Source organism: Pseudomonas sp. AP3_22 TE3818 (genome assembly GCF_053628995.1).
The window spans coordinates 6,049,640-6,067,639 of record NZ_JBRJHL010000001.1; the positions used below are offsets into that span (position 1 = coordinate 6,049,640).

At 61.5% G+C, this 18,000-nt stretch carries 14 protein-coding genes; 2 read left to right on the plus strand and 12 right to left on the minus strand.

The window, feature by feature from the left end:
• Positions 1-255: 255 nt before the first annotated feature.
• Both AB7M25_RS27550 and AB7M25_RS27555 read left to right on the plus strand, forming a co-directional pair.
• Positions 256-1,266 (plus strand): extracellular solute-binding protein, encoded by a 1,011-nt coding sequence (locus tag AB7M25_RS27550; RefSeq protein ID WP_454238238.1) that lies wholly within the window; start codon positions 256-258, stop codon positions 1,264-1,266.
• A complete protein-coding gene (locus AB7M25_RS27555; RefSeq protein WP_429382510.1) occupies positions 1,266-2,822 on the plus strand; it encodes an ABC transporter permease in 1,557 nt (518 codons plus the stop codon). The genes AB7M25_RS27550 and AB7M25_RS27555 overlap by 1 nt, the downstream gene beginning before the upstream one ends.
• A gap of 120 nt (positions 2,823-2,942) precedes the next feature.
• Here AB7M25_RS27555 and AB7M25_RS27560 read toward each other — a convergent pair whose 3' ends face one another.
• The 12 genes from AB7M25_RS27560 to AB7M25_RS27615 form a co-directional block, all read right to left on the minus strand.
• Positions 2,943-4,877 (minus strand): methyl-accepting chemotaxis protein, encoded by a 1,935-nt coding sequence (locus AB7M25_RS27560; RefSeq protein WP_116580704.1) that lies wholly within the window; start codon positions 4,875-4,877, stop codon positions 2,943-2,945.
• Between the two features lie 138 nt (positions 4,878-5,015).
• The gene (locus tag AB7M25_RS27565; RefSeq protein ID WP_007973267.1) at positions 5,016-6,305 is read right to left on the minus strand and encodes an adenylosuccinate synthase; all 1,290 of its coding nucleotides are present in this window, start codon (positions 6,303-6,305) and stop codon (positions 5,016-5,018) included.
• A 54-nt stretch (positions 6,306-6,359) separates the two neighbouring features.
• Positions 6,360-7,547, minus strand: a complete 1,188-nt coding sequence (locus tag AB7M25_RS27570; protein ID WP_007973265.1) for an ATP phosphoribosyltransferase regulatory subunit — start codon at positions 7,545-7,547, stop codon at positions 6,360-6,362.
• Between the two features lie 313 nt (positions 7,548-7,860).
• Positions 7,861-8,730: a protease modulator HflC gene (gene hflC, locus AB7M25_RS27575; RefSeq protein WP_007973264.1), complete on the minus strand. Its 870-nt coding sequence runs from the start codon at positions 8,728-8,730 to the stop codon at positions 7,861-7,863.
• Positions 8,730-9,905 (minus strand): FtsH protease activity modulator HflK, encoded by a 1,176-nt coding sequence (gene hflK / locus AB7M25_RS27580; RefSeq protein ID WP_102698659.1) that lies wholly within the window; start codon positions 9,903-9,905, stop codon positions 8,730-8,732. The genes hflC and hflK overlap by 1 nt, the downstream gene beginning before the upstream one ends.
• 96 nt (positions 9,906-10,001) lie before the next feature.
• Positions 10,002-11,303, minus strand: a complete 1,302-nt coding sequence (gene hflX / locus AB7M25_RS27585; protein WP_104451559.1) for a ribosome rescue GTPase HflX — start codon at positions 11,301-11,303, stop codon at positions 10,002-10,004.
• 12 nt (positions 11,304-11,315) lie between these two features.
• Positions 11,316-11,576: an RNA chaperone Hfq gene (gene hfq, locus AB7M25_RS27590; protein WP_003221112.1), complete on the minus strand. Its 261-nt coding sequence runs from the start codon at positions 11,574-11,576 to the stop codon at positions 11,316-11,318.
• A gap of 94 nt (positions 11,577-11,670) precedes the next feature.
• Entirely contained in the window at positions 11,671-12,642 is a 972-nt protein-coding gene (gene miaA, locus AB7M25_RS27595) for a tRNA (adenosine(37)-N6)-dimethylallyltransferase MiaA (protein ID WP_104451560.1), read from the minus strand.
• Positions 12,642-14,558, minus strand: coding sequence for a DNA mismatch repair endonuclease MutL (gene mutL / locus AB7M25_RS27600; protein ID WP_429560559.1), 1,917 nt, complete (start codon positions 14,556-14,558; stop codon positions 12,642-12,644). The genes miaA and mutL overlap by 1 nt, the downstream gene beginning before the upstream one ends.
• The gene (locus AB7M25_RS27605) at positions 14,555-15,985 is read right to left on the minus strand and encodes an N-acetylmuramoyl-L-alanine amidase (protein ID WP_429382517.1); all 1,431 of its coding nucleotides are present in this window, start codon (positions 15,983-15,985) and stop codon (positions 14,555-14,557) included. Before AB7M25_RS27605 ends, mutL begins: the two co-directional genes overlap by 4 nt.
• The gene (gene tsaE / locus AB7M25_RS27610; protein WP_007973252.1) at positions 15,986-16,456 is read right to left on the minus strand and encodes a tRNA (adenosine(37)-N6)-threonylcarbamoyltransferase complex ATPase subunit type 1 TsaE; all 471 of its coding nucleotides are present in this window, start codon (positions 16,454-16,456) and stop codon (positions 15,986-15,988) included.
• Positions 16,444-17,943: an NAD(P)H-hydrate dehydratase gene (locus AB7M25_RS27615; RefSeq protein WP_429382519.1), complete on the minus strand. Its 1,500-nt coding sequence runs from the start codon at positions 17,941-17,943 to the stop codon at positions 16,444-16,446. The genes tsaE and AB7M25_RS27615 overlap by 13 nt, the downstream gene beginning before the upstream one ends.
• Between the last annotated feature and the right edge of the window lie 57 nt (positions 17,944-18,000).

The window sequence follows — 18,000 nt, forward strand, 5'->3', positions numbered from 1 at the left end:
TTGCGTTTCCGGCATCCAGAAATGTTCTCTACCGCCCTTCTGTAGGAGCGAGCCTGCTCGCGATGCACGCCCAGACAACACTGGCATGCAGGCACCCCCGCGTTATCGTTGGAGGCCATCGCGAGCCTGCTCGCTCCTACAGGGTCATCGGCAGCCCGCACCAAAAGCAAATCCAACCCGCAAGACGCACTTGAGAAACAATATCGTTTATCATTGTTGCAAGTTTTTGCAATGCGACAGTGAGGACCCCTGCGAATGATGTTTCGAAATACCCTGCGCCGCGGCTTGACCATCACGCTGCTCGGACTGGCACTTGCCACTCCCCTCACCCAAGCCGCCGACCCGGTTTCCCTGACGCTCTACAACGGCCAACACAAAGAAGTCGGCGATGCGGTCGCCAAAGCCTTCGAAGCAAAGACCGGGATCCACGTCAACGTACGCAAAGGCAGCAGCAACCAGCTCGCCAGCCAGGTCGTCGAAGAAGGCGACCGCTCCCCTGCCGACGTGATTTACACCGAAGAATCGCCGCCACTGAACAAACTTGGCGAACAAGGCCTGCTGGCCAAGGCGGATGACGCCACACTGGCCGTTCTGCCCAAGGAATACGTCGCCAGCAATGGCACCTGGATTGGCGTGACCGCCAGGGTGCGCGTCGTCGCCTACAACCCCAAGCTGATTGATGAAAAAGACCTGCCGACCTCGGTGATGGATTTCTCCAATCCCAAATGGCAAGGCAAGGTCGGCTTCGTGCCCACCAGCGGTGCCTTCCAGGAACAAGCCGTTGCGATCATCAAAGTGCACGGCATGGACGCTGCCGAAGAATGGCTGACCGGGCTGCGCGCATTCGGCAAGACCTACAGCAACAATATGGTCGCGCTCAAAGCCGTGGAAAATGGCGAAGTGGCCACCGTGCTGGTCAACAACTACTACTGGTTCGCCTTGCAGCGTGAAAAAGGCCAGCTCGATTCGAAACTGCACTACTTCACCGGCGGCGACGTCGGCGGGCTGATCACCGTGTCCAGCGCAGCAGCCCTGAAATCCAGCAAACACCCCAAAGAAGCACAGCAATTGCTCGCCTACATGGCCAGCGAGGAAGGCCAGCGCGTGATCACCCAGACCACCGCCGAATACCCGCTCCACAAAGGCATGGAATCTGATCGCGGGCTCAAGCCATTCAGCGAGCTGCAAGCACCGAAAGTCACGCCAGCCGACCTGGGCAACGCCGAAGAAGCCCTGGATCTGGAACGTGACGTTGGCCTGAACTGATGAGCGCATCGCTTTCCGCGCATGGCGGGTACATGCCACGGCGCAAGCGGCCGTCGATCTGGCTGGTCCTGCCGGTTTTGCTACTGGTGGTGCTCAGCCTGCTGCCGTTGGCCTATGTCGGGCTCAAGGCCTGGCAAGCAGGCTGGGCCGAGGCGCTGCATTTGCTGTGGCGCCCCTATGTGTTCGGACTGCTGCGCAATACCCTGGCTCTGATGGTCGGCGTGACACTGGCCTGCGGCGTGATCGGCCTGTCGCTGGCGTGGTTGCTGGAGCGCAGCAGCCTGCCGGGGCGACGCCTGTGGGGCGTGATCCTGTGCCTGCCCTTCGCCGTACCGGCGTTTGTCAGTAGCTTCACCTGGGTTTCATTGAGCGCTCATTTCGAAGGGCTCGGCGGGGCGATTCTGGTGATGACGCTCTCTAAATACCCGCTGATTTTCCTGCCGGTGGCGGCGACCCTGCGCAATCTCGACCCGTCACTGGAAGAGTCGGCGCGCACCCTGGGACAGAACCGCGGGGGCGTGTTCTTCAAGGTCACCCTGCCCCTGCTCTGGCCGTCGCTGCTCGCGGGTTCTTTGCTGATTGCCCTGCACATGCTGGTGGAGTTCGGCGCGTTGTCAATCATCGGCCTGCAAACCTTCACCACGGCGATCTACCAACAGTTCGAGCTGGAGTTCAGCAATGCCAACGCGGCGATGCTCTCTGCCGTACTGCTGATGCTGTGCCTGGCGCTGTTATGGCTGGAGCTGCGCGTGCGCGGCAAGGGTCGACACGTGCGCACCGGCCAGGGTGCGGCGCGCCGCGCGGAACAGGTTCAACTGGGCCCCTGGGCGGTGGCAGGACAGCTTTATTGCCTGCTGCTGGCAATCCTTGGCAGCGGGATTCCGTTGGGGATGCTGGCTTACTGGCTGGCCGTGGGATCATCGGCAGCCTTTCCAATGGCAGCCATCGGCGAAGCATTGCTGTCATCCCTCGCGCTGTCGCTGGGTGGCGCTGCGGTGTGCCTGGTGCTGGCGGTGCCGGTCGGCCTGCTGGTCGTGCGCTACAAGGGCCAACTGGCGATCTGGGCCGAGCGCTTGCCGTATCTGCTGCACGCACTGCCGGGACTGGTCATCGCCCTGACCCTGGTGTATTTCGCCCTGCACTACGTGCCGATGCTTTACCAGACTTCGGCATTGCTGCTGATCGCGTACGCACTGCTGTTTCTGCCGCTGGCCCAGGCGCCGATCCGCACCGCCCTGAACAAGGCGGCACCGCAGCTTGAAGAAGCGGCACGCACGCTGGGCGCCTCGTCATTCAGCGCTTTCTGCCGAGTGACACTGCCGATCATTTTCCCGGCACTGGGCGCAGCGTTTGCGCTGGTGTTCCTGGATGCGATGAAGGAACTGACGGCGACCTTGCTGCTGAGTCCGACCGGGCTGAATACACTGGCAACGGAAGTCTGGGCGCATACCGCGAATGTGGAATTTGCCGCGGCGGCGCCTTATGCGGCGTTGTTGATCGTGGTGTCGGGGTTGCCGGTTTATCTACTGACGACGCGGATGTATCTGAGCCGCTAATACCGTATTCGCGAGCAAGCCCGCTCCCACAGTGGCCCTTTGTGAACATCATATTTGTGTTCGACAGAGGACCACTGTGGGAGCGGGCTTGCTCGCGAAGGGGCCGGCACCAGCAACCAATCAAGCCCTGAACTGCCCCAGGCTCGCCTTCAACTGCGCCGCCAACCCATCCAGCACCTTACCGCTCGCCGTGGTCTCCACCACAGCTTGCGCGGCCTTCTCGGCCTGGGCATGAATGGTCTGCACTCGCCCCCGCACTGCCTGTGCACCCTGCGCCTGATGCGCCGCAGCCTGGGTCGCCAGACCGATCGCCGCATGCACCTGCTCGACCGACGCCTGCACAGACTGCTGCAACCGTGCACTGTCACGCAGCACCACCAAACCTTCGTTGGCCTGGCGTCCGGCCTGACCGATTGCCGCGACCGCCTCGCGCGCACCCTGCTGCAACGCCACGATGTGCGCCTGGATATCGCCGGTGGAGCTCTGCGTCTTGCTCGCCAGTGCCCGCACTTCATCTGCCACCACCGCAAACCCGCGCCCGGTCTCGCCAGCACGCGCCGCTTCAATCGCCGCGTTCAGCGCCAGCAGGTTGGTCTGCTCGGCGATGCCGTGAATCACCGTCAACACCACTTCAATCTGCTCGCTTTGCTGCGCCAGACGCTCGATCACCTGGGCGCCGGTATTGACCTGCCCCGCCAGCTCCTCGATCAGGCTGCCGACCTTCGCCGAGGTCCGGGTGTTTTCATCGGTGGCCTGACGAATCTCCACGACCTGCTTGAGCGCCGCCTGCATGGCGTGGCTTTCCGACTGAGCCTCATCCGCCATTTGCGACAGGGCACGCAAACTCTCCGCCACTTCGTCGCGCTGCATACCGGCCGCTGCGTCCGCACCCGCATTGCGCAAGGTCATGGCACCAATCTCGACGCCGGTACGCTGAGCCACATCGCCCGCCTCGCGCACGATCGGCTGCAACTTATCCACAAAACGATTGACCGCCGAGGCCATGTCGCCGATTTCGTCCTTGCTGTTGATCTGCACACGCTTGGTCAGATCGCCCTCGCCCGCGGCCAGGTCATCCATGGCAACGATCAGCATTTTCAGGCGATTGACCACTCGACGACCGAGCACCACCGCCAGCAACAGCAGGACACCAAAACCCACGACTGCCAGACACACGCCGATGCGCCAGCGCAATGTTGCAGCGGCTTCCTGTACGGTGCTGGTGGTGTTGGCTTTCATTTCAGCGGCTGTGGACTGCGCTGACTGCAGACGCGCGCGCATCGCCGTTGCGCTGTCGGCAGCCGCGCCTTTGAGGCTGTCGCCGACCAGTTGATCGCTGCTGGCGATCAAGGCCGAGAAGCGCTTGTCGAGGGCCGCGAGATCAGTCTCCACGGAAGCCGTCGAGACCCCCATCAGGACCTTGCCGATTTCCACGCCATTGGGGTTGATCGAGGCCTCGATGTAGAAGACCGAAGGGTCGTTCTTCGCTGCATCCAGCACCTTGTCGAGCGCCCGCTCGCCTTGGCCCTTTTCCAGCAGTGCCTTGTTGATCGGGTTTTCCCGGTTGAGGTAGCGCGTCAGGTGCTGACCGGTTGCGTCGTCATACACCACGAACAGCACATTGGGATTGCGCTGGGCCCGACGGGCGAATTCGGACAGCGTCGGAACGTCATTGTCCCACATGGCGCGGGGCGCGACCGAAGCCAGAAGCTGCGCCATATCGTTGGCGGAGTCCTTCAGGTCCTTTTCCAGGGTCGAGCGCAATTGCGCCTGCTCTTCCTCAAGACGCGAGGACAAACCGGCCGTGAGGCGCTGACGTGTGCTGGTAGAAAGGCTGTCCAGACTGGACGTGACTTCACGCCCGGCTTGCTCGAGCTCGGCGGAAAGTTTTTGACTGTCCGCGCCCAGGCGCGTGCCCAGATCGGCTTCGAGCGCGGTCACCGTGCTCCGGGTCAGAGCAACAGCCACCAGCACCTGCACCAAAAGGGCGATACCCAGGGTAACGAACACGGGCCGCAACAAACGGCTTTGTAACAGTGAGAGAACGGCCGACACTGTGAATCCCTCTACTTGGACGCCATTAATTTGATGGCATTCTTTTGAAGATATTTACAGCAAAGGTCATGCCGTCCTGCAGACAAATACGACAAAGGCCCCGATTAAGGAGCCTTTGTGTTTTACATCAACGACTTATCAAGCAAACGGGTGACGCAGAACGATGGTTTCGTTGCGGTCCGGGCCCGTCGAAATAATGTCGATCGGCGCACCGATCAGCTCTTCAACGCGCTTGATGTAGGCACGGGCGTTAGCTGGCAGCTCTTCCAGGGTTTTGGCACCCACGGTCGACTCGGTCCAGCCCGGCACTTCTTCGTACACAGGCTGCAGGCCCACGTAGCTGTCAGCATCAGTTGGGGCAACGGCCTTGCCTTCTGCGTCTTTGTAGCCGACGCAGATGTTGATGGTTTCCAGACCGTCGAGCACGTCCAGCTTGGTCAGGCAGATGCCCGAGATGCTGTTCACATCGATAGCGCGACGCAGGATAACAGCGTCGAACCAGCCACAACGACGAGCACGGCCGGTAGTCGCGCCGAACTCGTGACCTTGTTTAGCCAGGTGCGCACCGACTTCGTCGAACAACTCCGTCGGGAATGGACCCGAACCTACACGCGTGGTGTAAGCCTTGGTGATGCCCAGGATGTAGTCCAGGAACATGGGGCCGACACCCGAACCGGTAGCAACGCCGCCAGCGGTGGTGTTGGAGCTGGTCACGTACGGGTAGGTACCGTGGTCGATGTCCAGCAGGGAGCCTTGGGCGCCTTCGAACATGATGTCTTTGCCAGCGCGACGCAGGTCGTGCAGCTCGGCCGTCACGTCCAGCATCAGCGGCTTTAGCAGCTCAGCGTATTCCTTGCACTCGGCCAGGGTCTTGTCGAAGTCGATGGCTGGCTCTTTGTAGTAACCCACCAGCATGAAGTTGTGGTAATCCACCAGTTCACGCAGCTTGTCTTCAAAGCGCGGCATGTTGAGCAGGTCGCCCACACGCAGGCCACGACGTGCAACCTTGTCTTCGTAGGCCGGGCCGATGCCGCGACCGGTGGTACCGATCTTCAGCTCGCCACGGGCCTTTTCACGGGCCTGGTCCAGCGCAACGTGGAAGGACAGGATCAGCGGGCAGGACGGGCTGATACGCAGGCGCTCGCGCACCGGCACACCTTTTTCTTCCAGCTTGGTGATCTCGCGCAGCAGGGCGTCAGGTGCAACCACCACGCCGTTGCCGATCAGGCACTGCACGCCTTCGCGCAGCACGCCCGACGGAATCAGGTGCAAGACGGTTTTTTCGCCATCGATCACCAGAGTGTGACCCGCGTTGTGGCCACCCTGGTAGCGCACTACGGCGGCAGCATGTTCGGTCAGCAGATCAACGATCTTGCCTTTGCCCTCATCACCCCATTGGGTGCCCAGGACTACGACATTCTTACCCATAACACTTGTCCTCATTCGCGCAAACTTGGTGCCGGCGGCAGCCGGCGGGAAAACTCAAGAAGCCAGTGGCGATACTTGCCAAAGCCCGTTCTGCTGAATCAATTGCCGGTCGCAGTCCGCTTCACGGGCGGCGGCCAAAGGTTGTCCAGGCAAAGCCTGAACGACACGCTGACCCTCACTGCGCAACTGGCAAACCTGCTGCCAGAGTGCCGCATCCGTACTGTCAGGCATCCAGATACCGCCAGACGGTAGCTCGATCTCAGCACGCCCCAGGGTCACCAGGGTTTTCAAATCGGTGGAAAAGCCGGTCGCCGGACGGGCACGACCGAAGTCGGCGCCGATGTCGTCGTAACGACCGCCTTGGGCAATGGACTGGCCAACACCCGGCACGAACACGGCGAACACCACACCGGTGTGGTAGTGGTAGCCACGCAGCTCGCCCAGGTCGAAATACAGCGGCAGCTCAGGGAAACGCACGGACAGCCGCTCGGCAATCGCCAGCAGGTCGTCCAGCGCCGCCAGAACCGGGGCAGGCGCCTTGGCCAGACGCTCGCGGGCCGCAGCCAGCACTTCACGACCGCCACACAGGTCGACCAACGCCCGCAGCATGCCCGACAGATCGGCAGGCAAGCCTTCGGTCAAGGTAATGACCTCGTCGATGGCCTTGCGTTGCAAGGCATCGAACAACTGCTGCTCGACTTCACCGGACAAACCGGCCGCGCGGGCCAGGCCGCGATAGATGCCGACATGACCGAGGTCCATGTGCACATCCGGCACATCGGCCAGTTGCAGCATGGCCAGCATCAGGCTGATGACTTCGACGTCGCTGCTCGGGCTGCCGTCGCCGTACAACTCGGCACCCAGTTGAATCGGGCTGCGCGAGGACGACAAGGCACGCGGCTGAGCGTGCAGCACGCTGCCGGCATAGCACAGGCGGCTTGGGCCTTCACGACGCAGGGTGTGCGCATCGATGCGCGCCACTTGCGGCGTGATGTCGGCACGGAAACCCATCTGGCGGCCCGATTGCGGGTCGATGACCTTGAAGGTGCGCAGATCCAGGTCCTGGCCCGCGCCGGTCAGCAGGGATTCCAGGTACTCGATATGGGGAGTCACGACAAACTCGTAACCCCAGCTCTGGAACAGATCCAACACCTGACGACGCGCGACTTCAATACGCGCAGCTTCCGGTGGCAGTACTTCTTCGATGCCATCTGGCAGAAGCCAGCGGTCTACCGTTGCCATTACGCCTTCCCCTATCTCCGGGCGACCAGCCTGTCGGCGAGCCTTGAGTGAAGCAGAAAATGATCGGCTTGCGCACAAACCACGCGCATGAGCGACGGAGCGAAAAGCCCTTCTACCGGCTTCGCCAACCACTTTCCTCGAAAAACTGTCGAGCCAATCGGCCCGGCATCTGCTTTAAAACAGCAATCAAACACGCAGACGCAAAAAAGCCGGGAATTTCCCGGCTGCCGCATCATACACACGTTTTCCCAAAGGATCACCCCGCCAGAGGTTTTAGCCGCCCGGCGGGGGGATAAATAAGGTCAACGCCGTATCAAGGCTTGGCTTTTTCCAGGTAGTGGAAGAAGTCGCTGCTCGGATCGAGGACCATGACGTCGGATTTGTTCGCGAAGCTTTCACGGTAGGCACGCAGGCTACGGTAGAACGCGTAGAACTCCTGATCCTGACCGTAGGCCTTGGAGTAAATCGCAGCGGCCTGGGCATCGCCGTCACCGCGAACCTCTTCGGATTCACGATAGGCTTCAGCCAGCAGCACGCGGCGTTGACGATCGGCGTCGGCACGGATGCCTTCGGCCAGTTCGTTACCCTTGGCGCGGTGCTCGCGAGCTTCACGCTCACGCTCGGTGCTCATACGTTCGAACACGCTGCGGTTCACTTCTTTCGGCAGGTCGATGGTCTTGACCCGGACATCGACCACTTCGATACCCAGCTCTTTTTCAGCCATCTTGTTCAGCGAAGCCGTAATGTCCGCCATCAACGCATCGCGCTCACCGGAGACCACTTCGTGCAAGGTGCGCTTACCGAACTGGTCACGCAGGCCCGATTCAAGACGACGGGACAGACGTTCGTCGGCGATCTGCTTGAGGCCGGAAGTCGCGGTGTAGTAACGCTCTGCGTCCTTCACGCGCCACTTGGCGTAGGCATCGACCATCACGGCTTTCTTTTCCAGCGTCAGGAAGCGTTGTGTCGGTGCATCCAGCGTCATCAGGCGTGCGTCGAATTTACGCACCTGGTTAACGTAAGGCACTTTCACATGCAGGCCTGGCTGAACATCGGTCTGGACCACGCGACCGAACTGCAGCAACACCGCACGCTCGGTCTGAGCCACGATGTAGAAGCAGTTCCAGGCAGCGATCGCCACGACGACGCCGACAATAAGGGCGATCAGCGATTTATTGCTCATCAGCGACTCTCCCTGGTACGTGCTTGCTGTTGCTGCAGATCAGCTGCCGCACGCGCATTCGCTTCATTGCTGGTGGCTGCCGCACTGGTCACCGGAGTGCTGGTGTTGCGACCACTTTCGACCATCTTGTCCAACGGCAGGTACAACAGGTTGCTCTGGCCGTTCTTATTGCCGGTCACGAGCACCTTGCTGGTGTTGCTGAAGACTTCCTGCATGGTGTCCAGGTACAGACGCTGACGGGTGACTTCAGGCGCCTTGCGGTACTCGGCAACCAGCTTGGTGAAGCGATCGGCCTCACCCTTGGCACGCGAGACGGTCTCGTCACGGTAACCATTGGCATCCTCCAGGATGCGCTGGGCCTGACCACGGGCTTCCGGCACGACGCCGTTGGCATAGGTTTCGGCCTGGTTGCGCGAACGCTGCTCGTCTTCCCGGGCACGGATCACGTCATCGAAGGCTTCCTGGACTTCGCGCGGCGCCGCTGCGCTCTGAACGTTGACCTGGGTAACGGTGATACCGGTGCGATAGGTGTCCATGAAGCGTTGCAGACGCTCCTTGATCTCGCTGGCCATCAACTCACGACCTTCGGTCAGTACCTGGTCCATGGCGGTGGAACCCACCACATGGCGCAAGGCGCTGTCGGTCGCGTGCTGCAGGCTGATTTCCGGCTGATCGACGCTCAGCACGAAGTCCTGCAGGTTGCTGATCTTGTACTGCACGGTCAGCGGCACTTCGACGATGTTCTCGTCTTCGGTCAGCATCTGGCCCTGCTTGGTGTAGGCACGCTCACGCGTGACATTTTCCATGTACTTCTTGTCGATCGGCGGGAAATAGATATTCAGGCCCGGACCCACGGTTTCGTAGTACTTGCCGAAGCGCAGCACCACGGCTTGCTCCTGCTCGTCGACGACATAAACCGCGCTGTACAGCCAAACGGCGGCCAACACGACCAGGCCGATGCCGAGCAGGCCGCCAAAGCCGCCACTCTTGCCCGGACCACCGCCGTCGTCGCCACCACGTTTCTTACCACCACCGAACAAACCGTTCAGGCTTTCCTGCAGCTTTCGGAAGGCCTCGTCGAGATCCGGTGGCCCCTTGCGGTCGCCGTTGTTACGACGCTTGCCACCCCAAGGATCCTGATTATTCGAGTTGCCACCCGGCTCATTCCAAGCCATAGCGCTCTCCATCTGATAAAGCAAAGACGCACCCACGGCGCGCCGACCAATGCTACAGAATGCCTGTCACCACGGCACAACCGCTTTCTCAGGCTTTTATTGCAAAGTGTGTTGCTCGATAAACTCCGTCGGCACAACGCCTTCACGGCTGACCAGTCGATTGAGCTCCGAGCGCGGCAATCGAACGGCCAGCAAGCTGACACCTTCTTCGTCGTATTCTTCTTTCTGTACCGCGCCCAGCTCGAAAAACTGTGCACGCAGACGCGCAAAGCGCTGAGGCAAGCGCAAGGTACCGACGAACAATTCACTGCCCAGCAACTCGGCAATGGCTTGCTCAAGCAATTCCAGACCTGTGCCATCACGCGCCGAGAGCCAGACCCGCTGGGGCCTGCCGTTTTCGTCGCGCTGGATTTGTGGCTCAACGCCTTCAAGCAAATCGAGTTTGTTATAGACCTCGAGGATCGGCAAGTCCTGGGCACCAATCTCGCCCAGCACCACCATCACCTGCTCGATCTGCAACATGCGATCCGGTTCGGCCGCATCGATCACGTGCAGCAGCAGGTCGGAGTTGCTCGACTCTTCGAGCGTAGACCGAAATGCCTCGACCAGCTTGTGGGGCAAGTGGCGAATGAAACCCACGGTGTCGGCCAGGACAATCGGCCCCAGGTCGTCCAGTTCCAGACGGCGCAAGGTCGGGTCCAGCGTGGCAAACAACTGGTCAGCCGCGTACACGTCGGATTTCGTCACGTTATTGAAGAGCGTGGATTTACCGGCGTTGGTATAGCCCACCAGGGACACGGTAGGAATATCCGCACGGGAACGGCCGCGTCGCGACTGTTCGCGCTGACTGCGTACTTTTTCCAGCCGGCCCTTGATCTGCCGCAGGCGAACCCGCAGCAAACGGCGGTCGGTTTCCAACTGGGTTTCACCCGGGCCACGCATGCCGATGCCGCCACCCTGACGCTCAAGGTGGGTCCAGCCACGAACCAGTCGGGTGCTCATGTGGTCAAGCTGGGCCAGTTCTACCTGGAGCTTGCCTTCATGGGTACGGGCGCGCTGGGCGAAAATATCGAGAATCAGACCGGTGCGGTCGATCACGCGACACTCGAAGACACGTTCGAGGTTACGTTCCTGACTGGGTGTGAGGACGTGATTGAAGATGACCAGGTCTGCTTCTTCGGCATGGACCAGATCGCGTAGCTCCTCGACCTTGCCGCTGCCAATCAGAAATTTGGCGGTTGGCCGATGACGCGGCACGTTAAAAAACGCAACGGTCTCGGCGCCGGCCGAATTAGCCAATTCCTGAAACTCCTGCGGATCTTCGCGCGCCTCAGGGTCCTGTCCATCCAAGTGAACGAGGATCACTCGCTCACCACCACCGTGGCGCTCAAAGAACAAAGGAGACTCCTATCAGGCGTTACCTGGCTCAGCGTCACCTGCATCGGATTCGGTTGCGCTAGGCAGACGAATTGGACGAACCGGTACCACTGTAGAGATAGCGTGCTTGTAGACCATCTGGCTTACGGTGTTTTTCAGCAGGATGACGAACTGGTCGAACGACTCGATCGTTCCTTGCAGTTTGATACCGTTGACCAGGTAGATGGACACCCCAACTTTCTCTTTACGTAAAGTATTCAAGTAAGGGTCTTGTAGCGAATGCCCTTTTGACATGTGCCGCACTCCTTTAAGGATTCAATATAAAAAAATAGGTAAACAGATGGCTTTAGCCGCCACACCCCCAAGGATAGACGGCAATTGCAAGGACTCAGCTCAATATGGAGATGGTCCCAAGGTATTTCAAGGCGCGCGGCAGATTGTCGCAATCCAGACTGTCCAGCCAATGCAGGTCAGTCCAACTGCGCAGCCAGGTGAACTGGCGTTTCGCCAATTGGCGCGTGGCAATGATTCCACGCTCCTGCATCTCGGCTGACGTCAGCTTGCCATCCAGGTAGTCCCAGACTTGGCGATAGCCTACTGCACGTATAGACGGCATCCCGGCATGCAGGTCACCTCTATTACGCAGGGCTACGACCTCGTCAATGAATCCCTGTTCCAACATTAAAGTGAATCTTTGTTTAATTCGCTCGTGCAGTACCTGGCGATTTGCCGGGGCAATAGCCAAGTTCGCGACAGTATAGGGCAATTGTTGCTGTCCCGAAGCGGCTGCTTCGGTACTTTGCGCAGATTGTTGCAAGCGTAGCGCAGTCATGCTCTGACCGCTTACCCGATAAACTTCCAGTGCTCGACTCAGACGCTGCGGATCGTTCGGATGAATACGCGCGGCAGAAACCGGGTCGATCACTGCCAATTGGTCGTGCAGGGCTTGCCAGCCAAGGCGTGCAGCCTCTTCCTCGATCTGTGCGCGCACTTGCGGATCGGCGGCGGGCATCTCCGCCAGGCCTTCAAGCAAAGCCTTGTAATAGAGCATCGTGCCGCCTACCAGCAGCGGAATTTTTCCACGCGCGGTGATCTCGGCCATGGCTTCCAGGGCGTCACGGCGGAAATCCGCAGCCGAATAGCTCTCGGCCGGGTCGAGAATATCGATCAGACGGTGCGGATATTGCGCCAGCAGCTCTTTGGAAGGCTTGGCGGTGCCGATGTCCATGCCACGGTAGACCAGTGCCGAATCGACGCTGATCAACTCGCAAGGCAGGACTTTGGTGAGTTCGATGGCCAGGTCGGTCTTGCCGGCGGCGGTCGGCCCCATCAGGAAAATCGCAGGTGGGAGCTGGCTCATCAACGACCGCGCAAGAACAGTTTGTCCAGATCGTCCAGGCCCAGTTGGGTCCAGGTCGGTCGGCCATGGTTGCATTGACCGCTGCGCTCGGTGTTTTCCATGTCACGCAGCAGGGCATTCATTTCCGGCAGGGCCAGACGCCGGTTCGCCCGAACCGCTCCGTGGCAGGCCATGGTCCCGAGCAACTCGTTCAGGTGCGCCTGAATGCGGTCGCTGGTGCCGAATTCCATCAAATCAGCCAGGACGTCCGCCACCAGCCGGTTGGCTTCGGCCTGCTTGAGCAGGGCCGGGATCTGTCGGATGGCCAGGGTTTCCGGGCCCAGGCGCTGCAACTCAAAGCCCAGGCGCTGGAACCAGGCGACATGTTCCTCGGCGCAATCGGCTTCACGCTGGCTGACGGCCAGGGACTCCGGCACCAGCAACGGCTGCCCACTCAGACCCTCGCTGGCCATCGCCACCTTCAGACGCTCATACATGATCCGCTCGTGCGCGGCGTGCATGTCCACCAGTACCAGGCCCTGGGCGTTTTCCGAAAGGATGTAGATGCCCTTGAGTTGTGCGAGCGCATAACCCAGCGGCGGGATGTCGTCCTGCCCGGCGGGCAGCGCGACGGCATTGGCCTCGGGCAGCGGCGCAAAAAACTCGCGGTAGGCGGCCTGCGCTTCAGCGACAGGCACACCGGACTGCGGACGTGGCGTGTATTGATACTGATAACCCGCGCCAGCGCCAGCGCCCGAACCTGCCGGCGCATTGAACGACGGTTGGGCCTGAGGCTGTTCCAGCAGCGCATTGGCGGCCAGGCGCATTTCGCCCTGGGGTCCGAATTCACCGGCTTCGAGGCCGGTAGGCCGGACGGTGGCCGTGGCAACCGGTGCCGCCAGATGATCGTCCGGTCGCACATCGCCCAAGGCACGGTGCAAGGTGCCGTAGAGAAAATCGTGGACCATGCGCCCTTCACGGAAGCGCACTTCGTGTTTGGTCGGGTGCACGTTGACGTCGACCCCGGTCGGATCAACCTCGAAAAACAGCACGAAGGTCGGGTGCCGACCGTTGAATAGCACGTCGCGATAGGCCTGGCGCACCGCGTGGGCCACCAGCTTGTCGCGCACGGCACGGCCATTGACGAAGAAATACTGCAAGTCGGCCTGACTGCGGTTGAAGGTCGGCAGGCCGACCCAGCCCCATAGATGCAGGCCGTTGCGCTCGATTTCGATCGGCAGGGCCTGCTCCAGGAAGCCCGGCCCGCAAATCGCCGCCACGCGCCGGGCACGGGCCGCATCATCATGGGCCTCGTGCAGGCTGAGGATGGTCTTGCCGTTGTGGCGCAGATGGAACGCCACATCGAAGCGCGCCAGGGCCAGACGCCTGATGACTTCCTGCAGGTGATCGAATTCGGTTTTTTCGGTTTTGAGAAACTTGCGCCGCGCCGGCGTGTTGAAGAACAGGTCGCGCACTTCAACCGAAGTGCCCACCGGATGCGCCGCAGGCTGCACGCGGGGCGCCATGTCACGGCCCTCGGTCTCGACCTGCCAGGCCTGATCGGCATCACGGGTGCGGGAGGTCAGGGTCAGGCGCGCGACGGAGCTGATCGATGCCAGGGCCTCACCGCGAAAGCCCAGGCTCATGACCTGTTCGAGGTCTTCCAGGTTGCGGATCTTGCTGGTGGCGTGACGGGCCAGCGCCAGCGGCAGGTCATCGGCGGAAATACCGCTACCGTCGTCGCGCACCCGCAGCAGCTTGACGCCGCCCTGCTCCACATCGACGTCGATGCGCCTGGCACCGGAGTCGAGGCTGTTTTCCAGCAGCTCCTTGATCACCGAAGCCGGGCGCTCAACCACCTCACCGGCGGCAATCTGGTTCGCCAGTCGCGGGCTGAGCAGCTCGATGCGAGCGCCGCTGTTCAGGACCTGATTCATTCTTTGGCCGCCAGTTCAGTGCCCGGAATGGTCAGGTGTTGACCGATCTTGAGTTCATCGCTCGACAGGTTGTTGGCATTGCGCAGGGTCGCGGGGGACACCTGGTAGCGCACGGCGATCATCGCCAGGGTCTCGCCCGGGCTGACGCGGTGGTCACGTGGCCCCTGTACGATCTTGCCGGAGTCGCGCAGCCAGGCAATGTAAGTGCCCGGCGGCGGGTTCTGCTGGAAGAACTGGCGCACGCCGCTGCTGATCGAACGCGCCAACGCCTGCTGGTGGTTCGATGCCGCGAGTTTCGAGGCTTCGTTGGCGTTGGAGATGAACCCGGTTTCCACCAGGATCGACGGAATATCCGGCGACTTCAGCACCATGAACCCGGCCTGTTCGACCCGCTGCTTGTGCAGAGGCGTGACCCGGCCAATGTTGCTCAGCACCTTCTGGCCAACGTTCAGACTGGACGTCAGGGATGCCGTCATCGACAGGTCGAGCAGCACGCCGGCGAGCATGCGGTCCTTGTCATCGAGGCTGACGTTGCCAGCCCCCCCGATCAGGTCGGAACGGTTTTCGCTGTCAGCCAGCCAGCGGGCCGTCTCCGAGGTCGCGCCGCGATCAGACAGGGCAAATACCGAGGCACCGAAAGCGGCTGCAGAAGGCGCGGCGTCGGCGTGGATCGAAACGAACAGGTCGGCGCCTTTCTTGCGGGCAATTTCGGTACGGCCGCGCAACGGAATGAAGTAATCGCCGGTTCGGGTCAGTTCGGCGCGGAAACCTTTCATGCCGTTGATCTGGCGCTGCAATTCACGGGCGATCTGCAACACCACGTCTTTCTCACGCTGACCGCGAGAACCCGATGCGCCCGGGTCTTCGCCACCGTGTCCGGCGTCGATCACCACAATGATGTCGCGCTTGCCGGGCGGGGCCGGCGGCAGCTTGATTGCAGGCTCCACGGGCGTGACCGGCACGGCGGGCATCGTGGCGACCGACGGTGTCGGCGCTGGGGGAGGCGCGGCATCCGCGGCGTTATCGAACAGATCGACCACCAAGCGGTTGCCGTACTGGGCGTTCGGCGCCAGGGAGAAGCTTTTGGGCGTCACCGCCTTTTTCAGGTCGATGACCACCCGCAGGTCGGTCGGCGTGCGTTGAGCCGAGCGCATGGCGGTAATCGGGGTGTTCGACGTGTTGACATTGAGTGGCGCACCGAGGGTCGCACCATTGATGTCGATGACCAGGCGATCCGGCGCGGTCAGGGTAAAGACGCTGTGTTGCACCGGGCCGGTCAGGTCAAACACCAGACGTGTGTTGTCCGGTGCCCGCCACAGACGAACACTGTTGACCTTCGAATCGGCCACAGCGTCGACGGTCACCGCCAGAAACAACACCCCTACGGCAGCAACCAACGCGCGAAAGCGCATACCTAACCCCATCATTTATTTGGATTCCAATGCCAAAGCGGCACACCAGGCCTCGCCACGCGAGCCCTGGGATAAAATTTTCAGCGAACGCCCGCTGTCTTGCGGGCTAATGGTAATGGTCAGGTCCGGCTTTGGCAAAAAGCCTGCACCTTTGTCGGGCCACTCGATCAAACACAGGGCGTCGTCTTCGAAATAGTCGCGGATACCGAGGAACTCCAGCTCTTCCGGATCGACCAGACGGTACAAATCGAAATGGAAGGCGCGAATGTCGCCAATCTCGTAGGGCTCTACCAAGGTGAAGGTCGGACTTTTTACTGCCCCGACATGCCCCAGGCCGCGAATGATGCCTCGGGACAACGTGGTTTTGCCCATCCCCAGGTTACCCTCGAGGAAGATCAGGCCATGGCCTTGGGTGATTCGGGCAATGCGTGCGCCAAAGTCGCTCATGGCCTGCTCATCGGCCAGGTACAGGGTTACTTCAGACACGGTGCTTGCTCCTCCAACAACTGACGAATGACTGGAATCAGATCACTGGCCGCCAGCCCACGGCCGAATTTTCCTTGTTGCTCGCCGGCATTGGCGTGCAGCCAGACCGCCAGGCAGGCCGCATCGAAGGGTTCCATGCCCTGGGCCAGCAATGCGCCGAGCAAACCGGCCAGTACATCGCCTAACCCGGCAGTAGCCATCGCCGGGTGGCCCTGATGACAGACGGCCAGCCGCCCATCGGGACTGGCGATCAGACTGCCGGCCCCCTTGAGCACCACGACCGCCGAATATTTCTTGCTCAATGCATGGGCCGCTGCCGGTCGGTCGGCTTGAACCTGCGCCGTACTCATTCCGAGCAAACGCGCCGCTTCGCCCGGATGCGGGGTGATCACGCACCCCTTGGGCAAACTCGCACGCTCCTCGGCCAACAGGTTCAGCGCATCGGCGTCCCAGACTTGCGGCAACGCTGCGTTAGCAGCGGCCGACAACAAGCTGCGCCCCCAACCCGCCTGCCCCAGCCCCGGACCGACCACCAACACGGAAACCTTTTGCAGCAAATCCATCAATTGATTGGCCGAGGAAGTCCCCAGCACCATCGCCTCGGGAATCCGCGCCAGTGCGGCCGCGACATGTTCGCTGCGGGTCGCCACCGACACCATGCCCGCCCCGCTGCGCAGCGCACTTTGCGCGCTCAGCAGGACCGCGCCACCGAACCCGCGATCGCCGCCAATCAGCAACACATGGCCAAATCTGCCTTTGTGGGAAGCCGGTGCCCGCGCCGCTGGACGCGGCAGGTTAGCCGCAGTCAGGCGACGGGCGGTGAAAGCAGCGCCTTCTATCAACTGTGGGTCTGCGTGCAAGTCGTTGAACAGCAATTCGCCGACCACATCCGCCCCCTCGCCGGTGAACAATCCCAATTTCAAGCCGATGAACGTCACTGTCAGGTCGGCCTGCACCGCCAGGCCGAGGATGCGACCGGTATCGGCGCACAGTCCTGAAGGAATATCCACCGCCGCGACCGGCAGCCCGCTCACATTGATTGCGGTGATCGCGCTGGCATACGGCTCGCGCACCTCGCCGCTCAGGCCGGTGCCGAGCAAAGCATCCAGGACGATGCCGCGCAATCCGGATTGTGCGGTCCAGGGTTCGATGAGCACTTTTTCAGACACCGCCTCGGCATGGGCCAAGGCCGCGTCCCCCTGCAGGCGCTGCGGATCTCCGACCGCCAACACCCGGACGGACCATCCTGCGCGCAGGGCCAACACGGCCACCAGATACCCGTCCCCGGCGTTGTTGCCATGGCCGGTGAGTACAGTCAGTTCGTTCGCTGTCGGCCATTGCCGCACCAGCGCCCGCCACGTCGCCCGCGCCGCGCGCTGCATCAATTCGAAGCCCGGTGTGCCGGCGGCGATCAGGCTCGCGTCGAGTGCTCGCACTTGCGCGGCACTGTACAGCGCGTCGGGTAATTCATCTTTAGTGTGCGGCATGCGTCTTCGGGCTCCGATGTCTGGCAGAATTATACGCACCTCAGCTCCGGTTTCTCT

Coding starts and splice junctions, on each gene's coding strand:
- AB7M25_RS27550 (WP_454238238.1), top strand. CDS start 256: ATGATGTTTCGAAATACCCTGCGCCGCGGCTTGACCATCACGCTGCTC.
- AB7M25_RS27555 (WP_429382510.1), top strand. CDS start 1,266: ATGAGCGCATCGCTTTCCGCGCATGGCGGGTACATGCCACGGCGCAAG.
- AB7M25_RS27565 (WP_007973267.1), bottom strand. CDS start 6,305: ATGGGTAAGAATGTCGTAGTCCTGGGCACCCAATGGGGTGATGAGGGC.
- AB7M25_RS27570 (WP_007973265.1), bottom strand. CDS start 7,547: ATGGCAACGGTAGACCGCTGGCTTCTGCCAGATGGCATCGAAGAAGTA.
- hflC (WP_007973264.1), bottom strand. CDS start 8,730: ATGAGCAATAAATCGCTGATCGCCCTTATTGTCGGCGTCGTCGTGGCG.
- hflK (WP_102698659.1), bottom strand. CDS start 9,905: ATGGCTTGGAATGAGCCGGGTGGCAACTCGAATAATCAGGATCCTTGG.
- hfq (WP_003221112.1), bottom strand. CDS start 11,576: ATGTCAAAAGGGCATTCGCTACAAGACCCTTACTTGAATACTTTACGT.
- miaA (WP_104451560.1), bottom strand. CDS start 12,642: ATGAGCCAGCTCCCACCTGCGATTTTCCTGATGGGGCCGACCGCCGCC.
- mutL (WP_429560559.1), bottom strand. CDS start 14,558: ATGAATCAGGTCCTGAACAGCGGCGCTCGCATCGAGCTGCTCAGCCCG.
- AB7M25_RS27605 (WP_429382517.1), bottom strand. CDS start 15,985: ATGATGGGGTTAGGTATGCGCTTTCGCGCGTTGGTTGCTGCCGTAGGG.
- AB7M25_RS27615 (WP_429382519.1), bottom strand. CDS start 17,943: ATGCCGCACACTAAAGATGAATTACCCGACGCGCTGTACAGTGCCGCG.